Source organism: Micromonospora sp. SL4-19, from assembly GCF_047921475.1.
Taxonomy (GTDB): domain Bacteria; phylum Actinomycetota; class Actinomycetes; order Mycobacteriales; family Micromonosporaceae; genus Micromonospora.
Genome location: NZ_JBLROB010000008.1, coordinates 202,123 through 221,346, shown reverse-complemented (window position 1 = coordinate 221,346; position 19,224 = coordinate 202,123). Strand labels below are relative to the sequence as shown.

The window sequence follows — 19,224 nt, the reverse complement described above, 5'->3', positions numbered from 1 at the left end:
GCGGCCGCGGCCCGGGACCGCCGACGGAGGCCTCCCGTTCGCTGGCCGGTGCCGGCAGGTCCAGGGTGCCGTGCCCTCAGGGGGCCGGAGCCCTCAGGCCGGGGCGTCCAGCACCCGCTGCATGGCGGCGCGGGAACGCCGGCCGGTGCGCAGATATTCGTCCAGGAACTCACCGGGGTCGTCCCGGCCGAGCAGGCGCACCGCGCCGGCCAGCTCCACCCCGTGCCGGGGCAACTGGTCCCCCGCCCGGCCCCGGACCAGCATCAGCGCGTTGCGGACCTGCGCCGCGAGAGTCCAGCCGGCGGCCATCTCCACGGCGTCGTCGGCCTCGACCAGGCCGGCGTCGCGGGCGGCGTCGAGGGCGTCGAGGGTACGCGTGCCGCGCAGCTCGGGCACCCGGCCGGCGTGCCGGAGCTGGAGCAGCTGCACCGCCCACTCGACGTCGGCGAGGCCACCCCGGCCCAGCTTGGTGTGGGTGGCAGGGTCGGCGCCCCGGGGCAGTCGTTCCGTCTCCACCCGGGCCTTGATCCGGCGGATCTCCACCACCTGCTCGCGGGTCAGCCCGTCGGCCGGGTACCGGACCGGGTCGACCATCGTCTCGAACTCGGCGCCCAGGTCGGCGTCTCCGCACACGAACCGGGCCCGCAGCAGCGCCTGCGCCTCCCACACCTTGGACCAGCGGGCGTAGTACTGGGCGTACGCGGCGAGGCTGCGGACCAGCGGACCCTGCCGGCCCTCCGGGCGCAGGTCGGCGTCCACCCCGAGCGGCGGGTCGGGAGCCGGCGCGGAGAGCAGCCGGCGCAGCTCCTCGGCGATCGCGTGGGCAGCCGCGCTGGCCTTGCCCTCGTCCACGCCGGACGGCGGATCGTAGACGAAGAGCACGTCGGCGTCGGAGAGGTAGTTGGATTCGTATCCGCCGAGCCGGCCCATGCCGATCACCGCGAAGCGCAGCCCGGCCGGCGCCGGCTGGGCGGCCCGGGCGGCCCGCAGCGCGGCGGCCAGGCTGGCGTCGGCGACGTCGGAGAGGGCGGTGCCGACGGCGGTGACGTCGGCGAGGCCGAGCACGGCCCGCCCGTCCGAATCGGGGCGGCTCGGAGTGGGGGCGAGCGCCCCGGCCCGGCTCAGCACGTCGGCGCAGGCGATCCGGACCAGCTCCCGGCGGCGCAGGGCGCGGACCGCCCGGATGGCCTCGACCGGATCGGCGTGCCGGGCCGCCGCGGCGGCGAAGCCCTCGCAGAGCACCGCGCGGGTACGCGGCGTCAGCTCGGTGTCCTCGGCCAGCAACCGCAGCGCCTCCGGCTCGCGGGCCAGCAGGTCGGCGGCGTACCGGGAGGAGGAGAGCACCCGGGCCAGCCGGCGGGCCACCGGGCCGGAGTCCCGGAGCAGTCGCAGATACCAGGGGGTGCTGCCGAGCTTGTCGGAGACCTGCCGGTAGTTGAGCAGCCCCCGATCCGGTTCTGGCGCGTCGGCGAACTCGCTGAGCAGCACCGGCAGCAGGGTGCGCTGGATCGCGGCGGTCCGGCTCACCCCGCCGGTGAGCGCCTGGAGGTGACGCAGCGCCCCGGCCGGGTCGGCGAAGCCGAGGATCTCCAGCCGGTGCCGGGCCGCCTCCGGGGTGAGCCGCAGCCCCTCGGCGGGCACCCGGGCCACCGACTCCAGCAGCGGCCGGTATAGCAACTTCGCGTGCAGCCGCCGTACCTCGGTGGCGTGGGTGACCCACTCGGCGCGGAACTCCTCGACGGCGCTACGGCCCGGGGTGGCCGCGTAGCCGAGCGCGGCGGCCAGCCAGCGCAGCGCGGCCGGCTCGGTCGGCACGGTGTGGGTGCGGCGCAGGCCCTGGAGCTGGAGCCGGTGCTCGACGCCGCGCAGGAAGCGGTAGCCGAGCAGCAGCGCCTCCCCGTCGGCCCGCCCGACGTAGCCGCCGGCAACCAGGGCCCGCAGCGCCGGGATGGTCCCCGGCGCCCGCAGCGACTCGTCCCCCCGGCCGTGCACGAGCTGGAGGAGCTGGACCGCGAACTCGATGTCGCGCAGCCCGCCCGGGCCGCGCTTGATCTCGCGTTCCAGCTCCTTCGGTGGGATGTTGTCGATGATCTTCCGGCGCATCGCGCGGACGTCTTCGACCGCCTCCGGCCGTTCCGCGGCGGTCCACACCAGTGGCGCGAGCGCCTCGATCCACTCCCGCGCGAGACCCAGGTCGCCGGCCGCCGGCCGGGCCTTGAGCAGCGCCTGGAACTCCCAGGTCCGGGCCCAGCGCCGGTAGTAGGCCAGATGGCTGGCGAGGGTACGCACCAGCGGCCCCCGGTTGCCCTCCGGCCGCAACGCGGCGTCGACCGGCCAGGCGACCAGCCCGCAGATGTGGATCAGCCGGGTGGCGACCAGGGTCGCGGCGGCCAGGTCGTCGTCCTCGGCGCCGACGAAGATGACGTCCACGTCGGAGACGTAGTTCAGCTCCTCTCCGCCGCACTTGCCCATCGCCACCACGGCCAGCCGGGGTCGACGCGTCCCCTCCGGCAGCTCGTCGACGGCGATCGCGTACGCGGCGGCGAGGGTGGCGTCGGCGAGCCCGGACAGCGCCGCCATGGTCTGCTCCAGCCCGCGCCCCCCGGTCAGGTCCGCCGCCGCGATGCGCAGCAGCGCCAGCCGGTACGCCTGTCGCAGCACGGGAATCGGGCCGGCGACGGCGGTCAACCGGGCCGCGGTGGCCAGGTCGAGCCGGCCGTCGGCGGGAGGCGCGAGCCCGTCCGGCTCGGTGGCCAGCACCGTCCACTGGTTCGGGTTGGCCACCAGGTGATCGCCGAGCGCCGAGGAGGCGCCGAGCACCGCGACCAGCCGGCGGCACAGCCCCGGGTCGGCGGAGAGGGCCTCCAGCACCGCCGACTTGTCCGCGGTGCGGCGTTCCGCCTCGACGAGGCGGTGCAGCTGGCGTAGCGCCAGGTCCGGGTCGGCGGCCCGGGACAGGGCGGACAGCAGCCCCCCGGCCCGCTCGTCGACGGGTTCCTGCTCCACGGTGCGCCACAGCCCGAGCCCGTCCGGGCCGAGCAGGACGGCGGCCCGCGCCCGCCCTTCGCCCTCGGCGAAGCCGTACCGGGCGAGGCGTCCCCTGGTCGGGCGGGCCATGTCAGTGCCCGAGCAACGGCAGACTGCGGCGCGGGGCGTCGTCGTCCAGCTCGCCGAGGGCGAGGGCGGCGAACCGGATCGCGAACGGCTGCCACACCTCCTCGACGTCGGCCATCACCCGGTCGCAGGCGGCGACCACGAGCTCCGGGTCGTAGCCGCGCTCGGCGAGGAGGGTCGAGTCGCGGGCCCAGTCGGCGATCATCTCGGTGTCGCACTCGATGTGGAACTGCAGCCCCCAGGCCCGGTCACCGAGGCGGAACGCCTGGTGCGGATAGCGGGTGGAGGCGGCGAGCAGGGTGGCCCCGTGTGGCAGCTCGGTGATCTCGTCGGAGTGCCACTGGAACACGTCGGGCATCAGCGGCACGTACCGGAAGAGCGGGTCGGCGTCGGCGGCGTCCCGCTTGCCGACCACGGCGGGCCCGACCTCCGGCCCGGACGGGCTCCGCTCGACCTGCCCGGCATGCGCGGTGGCCAGCAGTTGCGCCCCGAGGCAGACCCCGAGGGTGGGGATCCGCTGCCGGACCGCCTTGCGCAGCAATCCCTCCAGAGCGGGGAACCAGGGCGCACCGGGGCTGCCGTCGGGCAGCGGATACGCCTGCTGCTCGCCGCCGAGCACCACCAGGGCGGCGTAGCCGTCGAGGTCGGCGGGGAGCTCGTCGCCGGCGTGCGGGCGCAGCACCCGCAGGTCGACGCCCCCCTCGGTGAGCCACTCCCCCAGTCGGCGGAGGTCGTCGGTCGGGTCGTTCTCGATCACCAGCGCGGTCGCCACGACGTCGAGGCTATCCGGTAGGTGGCGGGCAGGCCGGAAGGGCTCGGCCCATTAGGCTCCCGCTGTGCCCACCGACGACTGCCTGCACCCCCCGGTCCTGCGTCCTGGCGACACGGTGATGCTGGTGTCGCCGTCCGGCCCGACCCGGCCGGAGCGGGTCGCCCGCGGCATCGAGCTGCTGACCGGCTGGGGGCTGCGCCCGGTGCTGGCGCCGAACGCGTACGCCCGCCGGGGCTACCTGGCCGGCGGCGACGACCTGCGGGCCGCCGACCTGAACACCGCCTTCGCCGACCCGGAGGTGCGCGGGGTGATCTGCACCCGGGGCGGCTACGGCGCGCAGCGGGTGGTGGACCTGGTCGACATGGACGTCGTCCGCCGGGACCCGAAGGTGGTGGCCGGCTTCTCCGACATCACCGCGCTGCAGTTCGCGCTCTGGCGGGGCGCCCGGCTGGCCGGCGTGCACGGCCCGGGGGCGGCGTGGCTGGACGATCGCACCCCGCCCCGCTCGGCGGCGTCGCTGCACGCCGCGCTGATGACCAGCGAACCGGTCACGGTCGCCGCCGTCGAGGAGGAGGACACGTACGCCGTGCGGGTGCCCGGCCGGGCGCAGGGCCGACTGCTCGGCGGCAACCTCTGCCTGATCACGGCCTCGATCGGCACCGCGGACATGCCGGACCTGACCGGGGCGGTGCTTCTCGTCGAGGAGGTGCAGGAGCCGCCTTACAAGATCGACCGGATGCTCACCCACCTGCGCCGCTGCGGGGCGCTGGACGGGATCGCCGGGGTGGCGGTGGGGCAGTTCACCGAGTGCGCCGACGGCTGGGACACCACGGTCACCGACGTGTTGACAGAGCGCCTGGGCGACCTCGGCGTGCCGGTCCTCGGCGGCCTACCGATCGGCCACGGTGTCGGCCAGCTCACCGTCCCCGTCGGCACCCCCGCCGTCCTCGACGCGGACGCCGGCATCCTCACGGTCTCCCCCGCCGTCCGCTGACCCGCCCCGCCCGTCCCGGCTCGCGCTGGGGAAATTGACCGTCTTTCGGCACTCGACGCACCTCCGCAACCGTTTTGTATGCATTTCGCAGTCGGATTTTCAGCGCCCTGACAGGTTCGCCACGGGTTGCCTCCAGCTCGGCCGGTCACTGTCGGTCACGTCAACGCACCACCACCGAACTGGAGAACCGCATGATCCGCAAGATGTCGAGGAAGAACGTGCTGGTCGGCCTGGCCGCCGCCGGGGTGCTCGGCGTGGGGATCGCTGCCCCCACGGTGGCGCTCGCCGACGACAAGAGCCCCGCCCCGAGCGCCAGCGCCGACCAGGGCACCGACCGCCAGCAGAAGCGGGCCGACCGGCAGGCCGAGTTCGCCGACGCCCTCGCCAAGGAGCTGGGCGTCCCGACCGACAAGGTCACCGCCGCGCTGGAAAAGCTCAAGGAGCAGCACAAGGGCGACCGGCCGGAGCGGCCGTCGACCAAGGATCGCCAGGAGCAGCTGAAGGACCGGCAGGCGCAGCTGAAGGAGCGGCTGGACCAGGCCGTCAAGGACGGCAAGCTGACCCAGGACCAGGCCGACGCGGTGCTGAAGGCCGTCGAGGCCGGCGTCTTCCCGGGCCCGGGCGGCCACGGCCACCGCGGCTGGGACGGCCAGACCGACAAGTGACCCGGGTGGCTCCGGGTCTCCTCACCGGCCGAACCACCCTCCCGGCCGGAACCTTCTCCCACGGCGGAGCCACCCCGTGACATGACGCACGGGCGCACGTCCGCCCCGGCGGCGTTGCCGGGGCGGACGCCGTCCGTTCAGCGCAGGTACGGCCCGTCCGTGCCGATCTCGCTGAAGGGGTCGGAATCACGCCCCGGCGGGTGGCGGGGTGAAGACGCCGAGGTGGTTCCCCGACGGGTCGAGCACGTGCGCGAAGGTCAGCCCACTCGGCGCGGTACGCAACGGCACCAGCACCTTTCCGCCGGCCGCCTCCGCCCGGCGGCAGGTCTCCGCCACGTCCGTCACCTCCGCGTAGAAGATCGCGTAGTTCGGGGAGCCCCCGTTCGTGGCCCGGATCGCGCCGCCGATCCCCTGCTCCCCACCGGCCGTCGTCTGCCGGTACGACGCCCCCGGCGCACCCCGCTCCTCGAAAGTCCAGCCGAACAGGTCGGCGTAGAACCGCTCGACCTCCTCCGGTCGGTCGGAGCCGATCTCGAACCAGGTGACGGGTGTGCTGGACATGCTTCCTCCTGTCGTCACGCCGGCCGGTCGGCCGGCGTCGTCAGGAGTCAGCTTCGGGGGCCTTCACGACAGCGTCCTGTCGGTGTTTTCCGGCCTCACACCAGGGTGAGCGGGCGCACCCGCTCCGCGGGGATGTCGAGGTCGCCGGGTTGCAGCTCTCGGGTCACCGGTTGCGCCAGCGGATGCACGGAGAGGATCCGGTCGGTACGGAAGCAGCGCAGCCCGTCGCGGAGCCGGCACCAGGCCAGCAGGTACCAGTGCGTGGGATTGCCGAGGTAGCCCAACGGCTCGACGTCGCGGACCGAGTCGGCGCCCGCCCGGTCGGCGTACCGGATCCGCAGCACCCGCCCGGCAGCGACCGCGTCGGCCACCGCGGCCGGCACGGGCGCGGCCGGCCCCTCGCCGATCAGGTGCACCCGGCCGGCGAGGCGGTGCGCCTCGGCGGCGTCGGCGGCCGGCATCACCGCGACCAGCTTGCGCAGCGCCGCTCCCGCTGCCGGGGCGAACGGCGTGCCGGCCAACCGGTGCAGCGCGACGGCCATCGCCACCGCCTCGCCGGGGCTCAGGTTGACCGGCGGCAGGGTGCGCGCCCGGTCGACCACATAACCGCCGGTGCGACCCGGCTCGGCCCAGATCGGCACCCCGGCACCCTGCAGCGCGGCGATGTCCCGCTCGATGGTCCGGGCGCTGACCTCGAAGCGGCGGGCCAGCCAGCTGGCGCTGCGCGGGCGCGGCGACACCGCCCGCAGCTCCTCCACCAACGCGTAGAGACGGTCGGTCCGGTTCACGGCGTCAGGCTAGGCCCGGGGTACGACGTCCGCGTCCTGCCCGGACGGCCCGCCGGCCCTACAGCGAGAGGTAGCGCTGCCGCTCGTACGGGGTGACCTCGCGGCGGTACTGCTCCCACTCCGCCCGCTTGTTGCGCAGGAAGAAGTCGAACACGTGCTCGCCGAGGATCTCGGCGACCAGTTCCGAGCCGGCCATCACGTCGATCGCCTCGGCGAGGTTCTCCGGCAGCGCCTCGTATCCCATGGCCCGGCGCTCCGCGCTGCTCAGCGACCAGACGTCGTCCTCGGCGCCCGGAGGCAGCTCGTACCCCTCCTCGATGCCCTTCAGCCCGGCGCCGAGCATGACCGCGAAGGCCAGGTAGGGGTTGGTCGCCGAGTCCAGCGACCGGACCTCCACCCGGGCCGAGTTCGGCTTGCCGTACGCGGGCACCCGGACCAGCGCGGACCGGTTCAGGTGACCCCAGCAGACGTACGCCGGGCTCTCGGTGATCCGGTCGGGCAGCGCCAGCGGGAAGAGCCGCTTGTAGGAGTTCACCCACTGGTTGGTGACCGCGGTGTACTCCCGGGCGTGGGTGAGCAGCCCGGCGATGAACGACTTGGCCACCTTGGACAGCTTCATCGGATCGCCGGCGTCGTGGAACGCGTTGCGCTCCCCCTCGAACAGCGACAGGTGAGTGTGCATGCCGTTGCCCGGCTGGTCGGTGAAGGGCTTCGGCATGAAGCTGGCCTGCACGCCGGTGGAGAGCGCCACCTCCTTGACCACGTGCCGGAAGGTCATGATGTTGTCGGCGGTGGTCAGCGCGTCGGCGTAGCGCAGGTCGATCTCCTGCTGGCCGGGGGCGACCTCGTGGTGGCTGTACTCCACCGAGATGCCGATCCGCTCCAGCGCCAGCACCGCCTGGCGGCGGAAGTCCCGGGCCACCGCGTGGGTGGTGTGTTCGAAGTAGCCGCCGCTGTCAACCGGGATCGGCACCGAGCCGTCCTGCGGGCCGTTCTCCAGCAGGAAGAACTCGATCTCGGGATGGGTGTAGAAGGTGAACCCCTTCTCGGCCGCCCGGGAGAGCGCCCGGCGCAGCACGTGCCGCGGATCGGCCCAGGACGGGCTGCCGTCGGGGAGCAGGATGTCGCAGAACATCCGGGCGCTCTCGCCGCTGACCCCGCCCTCGAAGGGGAAGACCTGGAAGGTGGTGGGGTCGGGCATGGCCACCATGTCGGACTCGAAGACCCGGGCGAAGCCCTCGATCGCCGAACCGTCGAAGCCGATGCCCTCGTCGAAGGCCGCCTCCAGCTCGGCGGGCGCCACCGACACGCTCTTCAGCGTGCCGAGCACGTCGGTGAACCACAGCCGGACGAACCGGATGTCCCGCTCTTCCAGCGTACGGAGGACGAACTCCTGCTGACGGTCCACTTCCACCGATACCTTTCCTTGGTCGGAGCCGGTCCGGCCTGACCGCTTAGTCTCCACCGGTCTCGTTACGCCGACGTTACGCGACCACCCCGGCGCTGTCCGCCCGTGTCACGGCGGGGATGACGCCGGTGGCGGGGGCCGCCGGGTCTCCCGCGTCCGGCCGGGTCCGACCCGCCCCGCTGCGGCAAGATGAGGAACATGCCCACCCTGCGTCTCGCCCTGTGCCAGGTCAACCCCACGGTCGGCGACCTCGCCGGCAACGCCGACCAGGTCCGCGCCCGGGCCCGCGAGGCCGCCGACGCCGGTGCACAGCTCGCCCTCTTTCCGGAGCTGATGGTGACCGGCTACCCGGTCGAGGACCTGGTCTTCCGCCCGTCCTTCATCGCCGCGTCGAGGGCCGCGCTGGAGCGGCTCGCCGCCGACCTGGCCGCGGACGGGCTGGGCGACCTGCCGGTCGTGGTCGGCTACCTCGACGCGGACGGTCCGCCGCAGATCAGCAGCGACGCCCAGCCGGGCCGGGGCGCCCGAAACGCCTCCGCGCTGCTGCACCGGGGCGCGGTCGTGGCCACCTACTACAAGCACCACCTGCCCAACTACGGCGTCTTCGACGAGGACCGCTACTTCGTCCCCGGCACGACGCTCACCGTGGCGCGGATCGGCGGCGTGGACGTCGCGCTGACCATCTGCGAGGACCTCTGGCAGGCCGGTGGTCCGTTCGCGGTGGCCCGGCAGGCCGGCGTCGGGTTGGTGGTCAACATCAACGGCTCGCCGTACGAGCTGAACAAGGACGACGTCCGGCTGCCGCTGGTCCGGCGCCGGGCCGCGGAGGCCGGCGCCACCGTCGCGTACGTGAACATGATCGGTGGCCAGGACGAGCTGGTCTACGACGGCGACTCGATGATCGTCAGCGCGGACGGCACGCTGCTGGCCCGGGCCCCGCAGTTCGTCGAGCACCTGCTGCTGCACGACGTCGAGCTGCCCGCGGCGCGGCAGCCGGCCGGCGGCGACGAGGAGCTGGCCGACGGGATGCGGGTGGTCCGGGTCACGGTCGGTGACATCCCCTCGCCGGCCCCGCCCGGGCAGGTCGCCGTCGGCGGGATCATCGAGCCGGTCGCCGACGAGGCCGAGGTGTGGCAGGCGCTGGTGCTGGGCCTGCGCGACTACGTCAACAAGAACCGCATCCCGTCGGTGGTGCTCGGCCTCTCCGGCGGCATCGACTCGGCGGTGTCGGCGGCCATCGCGGTGGACGCGCTCGGCCCGGACCGGGTGGTCGGCGTGTCGCTGCCCAGCCAGCACTCCTCCGAGCACTCCCGGGCGGACGCCGAGGAGCTGGCGAAGCGGACCGGCCTGGTCTACCGGACCGAGCCGATCCAGCCCATGGTGGACGCCTTCCTGGCCAACATGTCGCTTTCCGGCGTGACCGTGGAGAACCTCCAGGCCCGGGTCCGTGGCGTGATCCTGATGGCGCTGTCGAACCAGGAGGGCCACCTGGTCCTCACCACCGGCAACAAGAGCGAGCTGGCCGTCGGGTACTCCACCCTCTACGGCGACTCGGTCGGCGGCTACAACCCGGTCAAGGACGTCTGGAAGACGCTGATCTGGCGGCTGGCCAAGTGGCGCAACGCCGATGCCGGGCGCCGCGGCGAGACCCCGCCGATCCCGGAGAGTTCGATCGGCAAGCCGCCGTCGGCGGAGCTGAGCCCCGGCCAGCTGGACAGCGACACCCTGCCCGACTATGACGTCCTCGACCCGATCCTGATCGGCTACATCGACGGCGACCTGGGCCGGGACGGCCTGATCGCGTCCGGACACGACCCGGCCATCGTGGACAAGGTGCTGCGGATGGTGGATACCGCCGAGTACAAGCGGCGGCAGTCCGCCCCCGGCACGAAGATCTCGATGAAGGCGTTCGGGCGGGATCGCCGGCTGCCGATCACCAACCGCTGGCGCGAGCACGGCTGAGCGGTGGTCGTCCCCGGCCCGCGCCCGCAGCCGGGAGTGAAATCCTCCACTCCGCCCTGCCGTCGCCCGGGCGTCGAGTGCCACGATCGGGGCGGAACCCGGGGACCGCGAACGCGGCCTCGAGGAAGGAGAGAGTCATGGTGGAGTCCACCCCGACCGAGGTGACCGCCCTGTACGGCGGGCCGGCCACCCGACGGGTACGCACCCGCGACCTCATCGCCGCCAAGGAGCGCGGCGAGCGCTGGGCGATGCTCACCTCGTACGACCAGTACACCGCCTCGATCTTCGACCAGGCGGGGATTCCGGTGCTGCTGGTCGGCGACTCGGCGGCGAACAACGTCTTCGGCTACGAGACCACCCTGCCGGTGACCGCCGAGGAGCTGCTGCCCCTGGTCCGCGCGGTGGTACGGGCGACCCGGCAGTCACTCATCGTCGGTGACCTGCCCTTCGGCTCGTACGAGGAGGGGCCGACGCAGGCGCTGCGCACCGCGGTGCGGTTCATGAAGGAGGGCGGCTGCCACGCGGTGAAGCTGGAGGGGGGCCGGCGCTGCGCCGCACAGATCGAGGCGATCGTCGGGGCCGGCATCCCGGTGATGGCGCACATCGGCTTCACCCCGCAGAGCGAGCACACCCTGGGCGGCTACCGGGTGCAGGGCAGGGGCGACACGGCCGAGGAGGTGATCGCCGACGCGCGGGCGGTGGCCGAGGCGGGCGCCTTCGCGGTGGTGCTGGAGATGGTGCCCGGTGAGGTGGCCAAGCGGATCACCGCCGAGCTGCCGATCCCGACCGTGGGCATCGGCGCCGGCCCGGACACCGACGCCCAGGTGCTGGTCTGGCAGGACATGGCCGGCCTGCGCACCGGCAAGGCGCCCCGCTTCGTCAAGCGCTACGCCGACCTGGCCGGCACGCTGACCGACGCCACCCGCCGCTTCGCCGACGAGGTCCGTGGCAACGAGTTCCCCGCCGCCGAGCACACCTTCTGACCGTACGATCCGGCGCGGCGGTGGGTACCCGCCGCCGCGCCCACCGCACCGGGCAGCGGCTCAGAGGTCGGTGACGCGGATGCCGGCGTGCGCCTTGTATCGCTTGTTGATCGCGATCAGGTTCGCGGTGAACGCCTCGATCTGGTGGGCGTTGCGCAGCCGGCCGGCGTAGATGCCGCGCATGCCGGGGATCCGGGCGGCGAGCGCCGCGACCACCCCGACCAGCTCCCGGTCCTCGGTGCAGATCAGCACGTCGAGGTCGATCCGGTCGATCTCCGGGTCGGCCAGCAACGGCGCGCTGACGTGGTTGAACGCGGCGCAGACCCGGGACTCGGGAAGCAGCCCGGCGGCCTGCTGCACGGCGCTGCCCTCCGCGACGGTGAGCGCGTACGGGCCCTGCTTGTCGAAGCCCAGCGGGTTCACGCAGTCGACCACGATCTTGCCGGCGAGCGGCCCCGCGAGGGCGGCGACGGTGGCGGCGTGCCCGTCCCACGGCACCGCGATGATCACCACGTCGCTGCGCCGGGCGACCTCGTCGTTGTCCGCGCCGGACACCGCTGTCCCGGCCGGGATGCCGGGTAGCGCGGCGATCTCCGCGGCGGCCTGCGCCGCCCGGTCGGCGGCGCGGGAACCGATCAGCACGGTCTGCCCGGCCCGGGCGAACCGGTAGGCGAGACCCCGGCCCTGGTCACCGGTGCCCCCGATGATGCCGACGGTCAGCCCGGAGACGTCGGGCAGCGTGGTCGCGTCGTAAGCCATACGGTCATCCTCGCAAACCGTGCCGGCGGCCCACGCCGCCCCGCCCGTCCGCCCATGCCCACGGTCCTGAGCCGGCCACGGGGGCCGCGTGGGCGCGCGAGACGACGGGGCGTCAGGCGCGTTCGAAGAGGACTTTGCGTTGGGCGGGGTCGGCCGAGACCAGGCGGACCGCGATGCGCTCGCCGAGCGGCAGCTCGCCGAGGCACCGGGCGCGGACCGCGGGCTCGTCCAGGGCGACCGTGCCGCCGGGTGGGCGACCCGGCTTGGCGGTGCCGTTCCCGGGCTGCCGGGGCACCTCGGCGGCCGGCCGCCGGGCGTCCACCTCCAGCACGGCCGCCTCGAAAGTCTCCCCCACCCGCTGCTCCAGCAGCACCGCCTCGGCCAGCTCGACCGCGCCCCGGGTGGCCGCCGACGCGGTCCGATCGGTGCTCGCCATCACCTCCGGCAGCTTCGGCAACGCGGCGCGGACCCAGTCGGGCACCTCGCGGCCCTCGTGCAGGGCCAGGCAGACCTCGGTCGCGTACCGGTCGGCGAGCCGGCGCAGCGGCGCCGTGACGTGGGCGTACGCGGCCGCCACCCCGCCGTGCTCCGGATGCTCGGGCACGGAGCCGTCGAAGGCGGTGTACGCGGCGCCGCGCATCAGCTCGGCCGCCTGGTCGATGAAGGCCGCGGCCCGGGGTTGCGACGCGTCCAGCCCGGCCAGCACCTCGCCGACCGACATCCCCGCCGGCCAGGTCACCCCGAGCGGGCCGGCGGCCAGGCGCAGCCGGTCGACCGCCTCCGGCTTCGGCCACGGCATCGTACGCAGCAGCCCGATCCGGCCGGCGAGCATGATGTCGGCTGCGGCCATCCCGGTCAGCAGGGAGATCTGCGCGTTGTGCTCCTCCATCGGGCCGGGCCCGCGCAGCACCAGCCGCCAGCCGTCGCCGTCCGGCTCGACCTCCTGCTCGGGCAGGGGCAGGTTGACCGCGCCCCGGCGCAGCCCGCGCGCGATGAGCAGGGCGCCGATCTCGGGGAGCAGGGCGATCGGCTCGGGCAGCCGGCCGGCGTCGGCGGCGAGTTGCACGCCGGAGTAGTCAAGCTTGGCCCGGCTGCGGACCCGGGCTCGTTCCAGTGCGACGCCCACCGTGCCACCGTCGGCGTCGAGGTCGACGGTCCAGACCACGGCGGCCCGCTCGGCGTCGGGCAGCAGGCTGGCCGCACCCTCGCTGAGCGTGTGCGGGTGCAGCGGCACGTTGCCGTCGGGCAGGTAGACGGTCTGTCCCCGGCGCCAGGTCTCCTCCTCCATCGCCCCGCCGGGGCGTACGTGGGTGGCGACGTCGGCGATCGCGTACCGGACCCGGAAACCGCCACCGGGACGGCGGCTGAGATGCATCGCCTGGTCGAGGTCGCGCGAGGTCGCCGGGTCGAGCGTGACGAACGGGATGTCGGTCCGGTCCGCGACGGCCGGCAGCGGCGCGACGGCCGACTCCTCGGCCTCGCGCTGCGCCGCGGTCGGGAAGCCGTCGGGCAGTCCCAGCTCGCGGCGCAGCGCGCCGAAGTCGATGCGGGGCGCCAGTACGCGTCGGATCACCACGGCGTCAATCCTGACAGCGCGGCGCGTGATCCGCTCCCCGACGCGGCCGGGCGCCGGTCTTCGGCAGACCCGGGGATCAGCCCGTCGCCTTCCGGGCGCTCGCCGGCCTGGCCGTCGACCGTCCCGCGACGACCCTCGTACCGGCCGGCTTCCGCGCGGCGGTGAGCCGCTTGTGGGTGCCGGTCGAGGTGCTCGTCCTGGCCTCGAGGGGGGTCACGGACGACGCGGAGGTCGCCTTCCGACCCGCCGCCTTGCGCGTGGCGGTCGAGGAGGTGCCGCTGGCTTTCCGCGCCGGAGCCTTCTTCGCCGCCGCCTTGCGGGCACCCCCGGTGGGGCGGGTCCCGGCGGCCTTCACGGCGGTGGTCTTCTTCGCGGCGGCCTTCTTCGCCGGAGCCTTCGCGGCCGTCGTCTTCTTCGCGGGAGCCTTCTTCGCCGGGGCCTTCTTCACCGCGGCGGTGGCCTTCTTCCCGGTGGAGGTGACCTTCCGGGCGGCGGCCGTGGTCCTGGCGGGGGCGGCCTTCTTGGCAGCGGCCGTCGTTCTCTTCGCCGCGGCCGTCGTCTTCTTCGCGGGAGCCTTCTTCGCCGCGGCCGTCGTCTTCCTCGCGGGAGCCTTCTTCGCCGCCGTGGTGGTCGTCCGGACGGCGGCCTTCTTGGCGGGCGCCTTCTTGGCGGTGGTCTTCGTGGCCGGGGCCTTCTTCGCGGTGGTCTTCGTGGCCGGCGCCTTCGCGGGCGCTTTCCGCGCTGCTGACACGACCTTCTTGGCAGTCGCCTTCCTCGCGACCGCCTTCTTCGCCGGCACCCGGCCGGCACCGGCCCCCGACGCGTTAGGGGACGCCTTCGTGACCGTGGCCGTGCGGGCCGTGGCCGCACCCACGGTCCGCCTGGCCGCGGTGGTCTTCTTCGTGGTCAGACGGGTGGTGGCCGGGCGGGTGGTGGCCTGCTGTGCTTCGGCCATCTCGGTTCCCTCCTTGGGGACGTGCGTCCGCCCTCGCGGAGCACGAGTACCTCGACGCGGGCCGTCCCGCGCCGTCTACCTGTCCTCCCCGGCCCAACGGGCGTCCTCGGCGTCCCACGCTTCGTTGCGCTCCTGCACCTGCTGCAAGGCGTTCTCCGCGTCGGCGGCTGAGGCATACGGCCCGAGAACGTGTTTCGCCGCGCACACGTCGGCATCGGTCTCGACCCGGTGGTGTCGGGTGCACCAGTAGTAGTGCCCACCACTGCCGTTGTCGCTCATGCGATCACTGTGCACCGCATAGCGCCCGGCCGCCACCGGAACGCCGCAAATAGTCGCCGATGTTCTCCACAGTAGACCTGCTCAGGGCCGGCCGGAGCCGAACGGGGGAAGGACGGGGCACCCAAGCAGCGGCTCGGTGCCGCTCAATCCCCACCTCGGTCGGCGATGCTGGAGCGGCTGCCGTGGCCGGCGTGAGCGGATCCGCTGAACGGCCGGTACCACCAACGGACGGCTACCGGCAGGATCGACCGCCATGATCACCACGAAGGCCGGTACGGAGGCCTGTCCGGAGTGCGGCGCGGCGACGGTGTCGATCCGCGAGGCGATGCCCTGGTGCGGCCGGTGCGAATGGAACCTCGACGGCTACGACCGGGCCCGGCAGGCGCCCGAGTTCGGTTGGTCCTGGATCGACCGGCGAACCCACCGGCTCGCCACCCGGCTGACCCGCCAGCAGTACGCCGCGCTCGTCGGCCGCCCGCTGGAGTCGTCCGGGTTGGGCCTCGCCGGAATCCTGACGGTTGCCGTCTCGCTGCTGCTCCTGGTCGGGGTGCTGGCGCTGGCGGTGGCCGGGGTGTGGCTGTTGTTCGCGTACCCGTTCCCGAACTTCGCGATCGTCGCCGGGCTGGCGCTGATCGGGCTGGCGGTGGCGCTGCGGCCCCGGTTCGGCCGGATCGACCCCGACCTGGAGGTGCTCACCCGGGAGCAGGCGCCCGAGCTGCACGCCCTGATCGAGGAGGTGGCGGGCAGGATCGGTGCGCCGTTGCCGCACGTCATCGGCGTCGACAGCTCCATCAACGCGTACACGACGGCGGTGGGGCTACGCCGGCGGCGGGTGCTCTGCCTCGGGCTGCCGCTGTGGGGCGCCCTGGACGGGCAGGCGCGGGTCGCGCTGCTCGGCCACGAGCTCGGCCACTTCGTCAACGGCGACGTCCGCCGGCTGCTGGTGACCGACCCGGCGCTGACGATGCTCGGCAACGCCGCCGACCTGTTCCGCCCCACGCACGGCACGCACGGCAGCGGGTTGCTGGAGCTGATCGGCGAATGGCTGGGCCGGATCCTGTCGTGGACGGTGTCCCGCCTGCTCTTCCTCGGTCACCTGGTGCTGGTCTCCACCGCACTGCGGGACAGCCAGCGGGCCGAATACCTGGCCGACGAGATGTCCGCCCGAGCGGGGGGCACTGCCGGTGCCACGCGCCTGCTCGACGTGCTGCTCAACGACGAGTCGGTGGCGCTGGTGGTCCGCCAGGCGGCCCGGGGCGGGCACGGTCCGGCCGCGTGGCGGGCGGGGATGGGCCGGTCGCTGGCCGGGTCCGCCGAATGGCTGCCACTGGTGCGCCAGCTCTCCATCCGGGAGCACACGTCGTTGTTCGCCACCCATCCGCCCGCGGGCCTGCGCCACCAGATGCTCACCGCGCGACCGTGGCAGGACCCCGGGGTGGTGCTCACCGAGGCCCGCGCCGAGCGGATCGACGCGGAGCTGACCACGCACTACGAGCGGGTGGGCCGGATCGTGAGCTGGTCCGCTTGAGACCCGGCCGCTCGGGCGGGCAGTAGCCTCTCCGCATGGCCCCGCACCGGCTCGACCGCGCCACCGCCCGCCGTGTTGCCGTCCGCGCCCAATTGCTCGACGCGGAGCGGCCCACCGACCTGCTGGCGGTGGTGGACCGGCTGACGTTCCTCCAGATCGACCCGACCGCCGCCGTGGCGCCCAACGCCGACCTGGTCGCCTGGACCCGGCTCGGCGCCGCGTATCGGCCGAGCCAGCTGACCCGGGCGCTGGAGGCCGACCGTGCCCTGTTCGAGCACCGGGCGATGGTGCGGCCGATGGCCGACCTGGGGCTGCACCTTGCCGAGATGGCGGTCTGGCCGGAGGACGCCCGGCGCCGGGACTGGCTGGCGGCCAACGACGCGTTCCGCCGGTACGTGCTGGACCTGCTGCGCGACTCCGGCCCGCTGCTGAGCCGCGACGTACCGGACCGCAGCGTCGTGTCGTGGCCGTCGACCGGCTGGACCAACAACCGCAACGTCACGCAGATGCTGGAGTTCCTCGCCGCGCGCGGTGAGGTCGCCATCTCCGGCCGGGTCGGGCGCCAACGGACCTGGGACCTCGCCGAGCGGGTGTACCCGCCCGGCACGTCGGCCGTCCCCGCCGAGGAGGCCCACCGGGCACGCGACGAACGGCGGCTGCGCTCGCTCGGCGTCGCCCGGGCCGTCGTGGTCGGCGAGGCCGGCGAGCCGGCCGAGGTCGAGCGCACGTCCGGCGTCTGGCGGGTGGATCCGGCCGCGCTGGACGGCGTCCGGTTCGCCGGACGTACCGCGCTGCTGTCCCCGTTCGACCGGCTGGTGCACGACCGCCGGCGTGCCCTGGAGCTGTTCGACTTCGAATACCGCCTGGAGATGTACGTGCCGAGGGCACAGCGGCGCTGGGGCTACTTCGCGCTGCCGGTGCTGCACCGCGACCGGCTCGTCGGCAAGGTGGACGCGACGGCCGACCGGAGGGGCGCGGTGCTGCGGGTGGACGCGATCCACGAGGACGTGCCGTTCACCCCGGAGGTCACGGCGTCCGTGCACGCGGAGCTGGCGGCGCTGGCGTCCTGGCTGGGCCTGCCCGAGGTCTGCCTCCCGTCGTCCTGACCACCGCCTCGACGGCTTCCGTTCAGGCCGGCTTCTCCCAGACCGAGACGTGCTGGCGGCTCTCGCTGGTGAACGGCGCCCGGTCCCACCCGTCCCAGCGATCAGACAGGCGCAGGCCGGCGAGCTGCGCCATCAGGTCGAGCTCGGCCGGCCACACGTACCGGAACGGGATCGACCGGTACTCGGCGCGGCCGTCGACCACCTTGACGTAGTTGGAGCTGGTGGCCTGCGTGGCCACGTCGTAGATGTCGAACGCCCAGCCGCTCGGGCCGACGCGGTAGGGCACCACGTTCTGGCCGGGCGGGAGCCGGCGCAGCTCGGGCACCAGGACCTCGATGACGAAGCGACCGCCGGGTGCCAGATGCTCGGCGACGTTCCGGAAACAGGCCACCTGGGCTTCCTGCGTGGTCAGGTTCATGATGGTGTTGAACACCAGGTACGCCAGGGAGAAGCTCCCGTCCACCCGCGCGGTGGCGAAGTCCCCGATCGTCACGCCGATCGCGTCGCTGCCCGGCTTGGCCCGCATCCGGTCGGCCATCGCCCCGGACAGGTCGATCCCGTGCACCGGTACGCCGCGAGCGGCGAGCGGCAACGCGACCCGTCCGGTGCCGATGCCCAGTTCGAGCGCCCGGCCCGTGCCGGCCAGCTCCGCCAGCACGTCGACCGTCCGCGCCACGACCTCGGGGGCGAACATCGCCGAGTGCGAGTCGTCGTAGGTCGCCGCCACCGCTTTGCCGAAGTACCCGTCCGCGTCGGTCATCGCCGGACCGTACCGCGACGCGACCCGTCGATGCTCTCGAATATCCCCGGGACGGGCCGCCTCCGGGTGACGGACGGGTCGGCGGGGATCCGGCGTGAGCGCACGCTGGTGAATGACCGCTGCCCCATCGGGTACGCAAGCTGCGATGCGCGAAACGTGCTCGAGGAGGGGGCTTGCGATGAAGGACAAGATCCTTCGAGGGTTGCGAAGGAAGGCGAGCGCGATCGTGGTGCGCCGCAGGCGCAAGGACTCCGTGGTCAACAAGCCAACCGGCGCCAGAAGACCCGGCAGGCTCTTTCAGTGAGAGCGCGACTTACCGGGGGCCGAAGGCCGCCCGATGGGTGGCTTTCGGTCAGCTGGACAGCCAGAGCGAGGCCCGTTTGATGTGCAGGAGCTGTGCGGCGAAGGCGATCAGCGCCACCGCCACGCCGAGCGCGATCGCCAGCGCGAGGGCTCCACCCGCCAGCCCGGTCACCAGGGCCGCGCCCAGGCCGATCAGCAGTGCGTTGACCGCACCCACCATCGCCGCCGTGGTCAGCAGCAGCTGCCAGCGAACCGGCCTGTTGCCCACTGCCGCCGCGATCACCCGCACGTCGCCCCCGCTTGCCACCGCATCGGCGAAGAAGTCGTGCTCGCCGGCGAACTGGCGGTGGTAGTAGGCGCGGATGCGCTGGATGCGCTTGAGGTCCAGCGAGTTCTCCACCATGTTCTGCACCAGCCGGCCGAACGTGAGCAGCCCGGTGATCACCAGGGTCGGCAGTATCGCACCGAGGTACGGCTTGGTCAGGTGGCCGCTGCTGGAGACGAAGCCCAGCCCGATCAGTGCGGCGGAGAGCAGCGACAGAAACACGGTCGCCCGCCCGACGGACTCGGTGATCGTGGCGCTGCGGGAGGTCTGGAGCACGAAATGCTCGGTGGTCAGCGCGGTGAGCAGCGCCTGCTCACGCGCGTCTTCGTCCATGCCGCCGCCCTCCGGTGCTGGCCGCCCTCTCACATGATGGAGGACAGGCTCCG

At 73.7% G+C, this 19,224-nt stretch carries 18 protein-coding genes; 7 read left to right on the top strand and 11 right to left on the bottom strand.

All coding sequences use genetic code 11. The features are described 5' to 3' along the window. Positions 1–93: 93 nt before the first annotated feature. Together ACNAVT_RS14295 and ACNAVT_RS14290 are read right to left on the bottom strand one after the other, a co-directional pair. Positions 94–3,117: a bifunctional [glutamine synthetase] adenylyltransferase/[glutamine synthetase]-adenylyl-L-tyrosine phosphorylase gene (locus ACNAVT_RS14295; protein ID WP_416296390.1), complete on the bottom strand. Its 3,024-nt coding sequence runs from the start codon at positions 3,115–3,117 to the stop codon at positions 94–96. A 1-nt stretch (position 3,118) separates the two neighbouring features. Then, positions 3,119–3,886 carry a type 1 glutamine amidotransferase gene (locus ACNAVT_RS14290; RefSeq protein ID WP_416296388.1) on the bottom strand — a complete coding sequence of 256 codons (768 nt, stop codon included), beginning with the start codon at positions 3,884–3,886 and terminating at the stop codon, positions 3,119–3,121. Positions 3,887–3,950: 64 nt separating this feature from the next. Between ACNAVT_RS14290 and ACNAVT_RS14285 the strand changes: the two genes are divergently transcribed. Both ACNAVT_RS14285 and ACNAVT_RS14280 read left to right on the top strand, forming a co-directional pair. Further along, on the top strand, positions 3,951–4,880 hold the full coding sequence (locus ACNAVT_RS14285) for a S66 peptidase family protein (RefSeq protein ID WP_416296386.1): 930 nt from the start codon (positions 3,951–3,953) through the stop codon (positions 4,878–4,880). A 191-nt stretch (positions 4,881–5,071) separates the two neighbouring features. Beyond that, a complete protein-coding gene (locus tag ACNAVT_RS14280) occupies positions 5,072–5,545 on the top strand; it encodes a hypothetical protein (protein ID WP_416296384.1) in 474 nt (157 codons plus the stop codon). Positions 5,546–5,731: 186 nt separating this feature from the next. Here ACNAVT_RS14280 and ACNAVT_RS14275 read toward each other — a convergent pair whose 3' ends face one another. The 3 genes from ACNAVT_RS14275 to glnA all read right to left on the bottom strand — a co-directional run bounded on the left by ACNAVT_RS14275 (position 5,732) and on the right by glnA (position 8,302). Further along, the gene (locus tag ACNAVT_RS14275) at positions 5,732–6,106 is read right to left on the bottom strand and encodes a VOC family protein (protein WP_416296382.1); all 375 of its coding nucleotides are present in this window, start codon (positions 6,104–6,106) and stop codon (positions 5,732–5,734) included. A gap of 95 nt (positions 6,107–6,201) precedes the next feature. Next, entirely contained in the window at positions 6,202–6,894 is a 693-nt protein-coding gene (locus ACNAVT_RS14270; RefSeq protein ID WP_416296380.1) for a helix-turn-helix transcriptional regulator, read from the bottom strand. 58 nt (positions 6,895–6,952) lie between these two features. Further along, complete coding sequence (gene glnA, locus ACNAVT_RS14265) at positions 6,953–8,302, bottom strand: type I glutamate--ammonia ligase (RefSeq protein ID WP_416296463.1); 1,350 nt, start codon at positions 8,300–8,302, stop codon at positions 6,953–6,955. 198 nt (positions 8,303–8,500) lie between these two features. Between glnA and ACNAVT_RS14260 the strand changes: the two genes are divergently transcribed. Both ACNAVT_RS14260 and panB read left to right on the top strand, forming a co-directional pair. Then, positions 8,501–10,264 (top strand): NAD+ synthase, encoded by a 1,764-nt coding sequence (locus ACNAVT_RS14260; protein ID WP_416296378.1) that lies wholly within the window; start codon positions 8,501–8,503, stop codon positions 10,262–10,264. 137 nt (positions 10,265–10,401) lie between these two features. Beyond that, positions 10,402–11,247, top strand: a complete 846-nt coding sequence (gene panB / locus ACNAVT_RS14255; protein WP_416296376.1) for a 3-methyl-2-oxobutanoate hydroxymethyltransferase — start codon at positions 10,402–10,404, stop codon at positions 11,245–11,247. A 60-nt stretch (positions 11,248–11,307) separates the two neighbouring features. Here panB and npdG read toward each other — a convergent pair whose 3' ends face one another. From npdG to ACNAVT_RS14235, 4 genes are all read right to left on the bottom strand, one after another. After that, a complete protein-coding gene (gene npdG, locus ACNAVT_RS14250) occupies positions 11,308–12,006 on the bottom strand; it encodes an NADPH-dependent F420 reductase (protein ID WP_416296374.1) in 699 nt (232 codons plus the stop codon). Positions 12,007–12,118: 112 nt separating this feature from the next. Further along, positions 12,119–13,582 (bottom strand): RNB domain-containing ribonuclease, encoded by a 1,464-nt coding sequence (locus ACNAVT_RS14245; RefSeq protein WP_416296372.1) that lies wholly within the window; start codon positions 13,580–13,582, stop codon positions 12,119–12,121. Between the two features lie 76 nt (positions 13,583–13,658). Next, positions 13,659–14,537 carry a histone gene (locus tag ACNAVT_RS14240; protein ID WP_416296370.1) on the bottom strand — a complete coding sequence of 293 codons (879 nt, stop codon included), beginning with the start codon at positions 14,535–14,537 and terminating at the stop codon, positions 13,659–13,661. Between the two features lie 75 nt (positions 14,538–14,612). Then, a complete protein-coding gene (locus ACNAVT_RS14235; protein WP_416296369.1) occupies positions 14,613–14,816 on the bottom strand; it encodes a hypothetical protein in 204 nt (67 codons plus the stop codon). A 253-nt stretch (positions 14,817–15,069) separates the two neighbouring features. Here ACNAVT_RS14235 and ACNAVT_RS14230 point away from each other — a divergent pair, with 253 nt between their 5' ends. Then, entirely contained in the window at positions 15,070–16,344 is a 1,275-nt protein-coding gene (locus ACNAVT_RS14230; protein WP_416296367.1) for a M48 family metallopeptidase, read from the top strand. Positions 16,345–16,379: 35 nt separating this feature from the next. Beyond that, positions 16,380–17,450, top strand: a complete 1,071-nt coding sequence (locus ACNAVT_RS14225; RefSeq protein ID WP_416296365.1) for a DNA glycosylase AlkZ-like family protein — start codon at positions 16,380–16,382, stop codon at positions 17,448–17,450. A gap of 22 nt (positions 17,451–17,472) precedes the next feature. Here ACNAVT_RS14225 and ACNAVT_RS14220 read toward each other — a convergent pair whose 3' ends face one another. Next, positions 17,473–18,210, bottom strand: coding sequence for a class I SAM-dependent DNA methyltransferase (locus tag ACNAVT_RS14220; protein ID WP_416296363.1), 738 nt, complete (start codon positions 18,208–18,210; stop codon positions 17,473–17,475). Positions 18,211–18,388: 178 nt separating this feature from the next. Here ACNAVT_RS14220 and ACNAVT_RS14215 point away from each other — a divergent pair, with 178 nt between their 5' ends. Next, the gene (locus tag ACNAVT_RS14215; protein WP_416296362.1) at positions 18,389–18,514 is read left to right on the top strand and encodes a hypothetical protein; all 126 of its coding nucleotides are present in this window, start codon (positions 18,389–18,391) and stop codon (positions 18,512–18,514) included. Positions 18,515–18,562: 48 nt separating this feature from the next. Here ACNAVT_RS14215 and ACNAVT_RS14210 read toward each other — a convergent pair whose 3' ends face one another. Next, positions 18,563–19,171 carry a hypothetical protein gene (locus ACNAVT_RS14210; protein ID WP_416296360.1) on the bottom strand — a complete coding sequence of 203 codons (609 nt, stop codon included), beginning with the start codon at positions 19,169–19,171 and terminating at the stop codon, positions 18,563–18,565. Between the last annotated feature and the right edge of the window lie 53 nt (positions 19,172–19,224).

Bases quoted from the DNA above. Each gene is read 5' to 3' on its own strand.
- ACNAVT_RS14215 (WP_416296362.1), top strand. From the start codon at position 18,389: ATGAAGGACAAGATCCTTCGAGGGTTGCGAAGGAAGGCGAGCGCGATC.
- panB (WP_416296376.1), top strand. From the start codon at position 10,402: ATGGTGGAGTCCACCCCGACCGAGGTGACCGCCCTGTACGGCGGGCCG.
- ACNAVT_RS14260 (WP_416296378.1), top strand. From the start codon at position 8,501: ATGCCCACCCTGCGTCTCGCCCTGTGCCAGGTCAACCCCACGGTCGGC.
- npdG (WP_416296374.1), bottom strand. From the start codon at position 12,006: ATGGCTTACGACGCGACCACGCTGCCCGACGTCTCCGGGCTGACCGTC.
- ACNAVT_RS14225 (WP_416296365.1), top strand. From the start codon at position 16,380: ATGGCCCCGCACCGGCTCGACCGCGCCACCGCCCGCCGTGTTGCCGTC.
- ACNAVT_RS14275 (WP_416296382.1), bottom strand. From the start codon at position 6,106: ATGTCCAGCACACCCGTCACCTGGTTCGAGATCGGCTCCGACCGACCG.
- ACNAVT_RS14220 (WP_416296363.1), bottom strand. From the start codon at position 18,210: ATGACCGACGCGGACGGGTACTTCGGCAAAGCGGTGGCGGCGACCTAC.
- ACNAVT_RS14280 (WP_416296384.1), top strand. From the start codon at position 5,072: ATGATCCGCAAGATGTCGAGGAAGAACGTGCTGGTCGGCCTGGCCGCC.
- ACNAVT_RS14235 (WP_416296369.1), bottom strand. From the start codon at position 14,816: ATGAGCGACAACGGCAGTGGTGGGCACTACTACTGGTGCACCCGACAC.
- ACNAVT_RS14295 (WP_416296390.1), bottom strand. From the start codon at position 3,117: ATGGCCCGCCCGACCAGGGGACGCCTCGCCCGGTACGGCTTCGCCGAG.
- ACNAVT_RS14210 (WP_416296360.1), bottom strand. From the start codon at position 19,171: ATGGACGAAGACGCGCGTGAGCAGGCGCTGCTCACCGCGCTGACCACC.
- ACNAVT_RS14240 (WP_416296370.1), bottom strand. From the start codon at position 14,537: ATGGCCGAAGCACAGCAGGCCACCACCCGCCCGGCCACCACCCGTCTG.
- ACNAVT_RS14230 (WP_416296367.1), top strand. From the start codon at position 15,070: ATGATCACCACGAAGGCCGGTACGGAGGCCTGTCCGGAGTGCGGCGCG.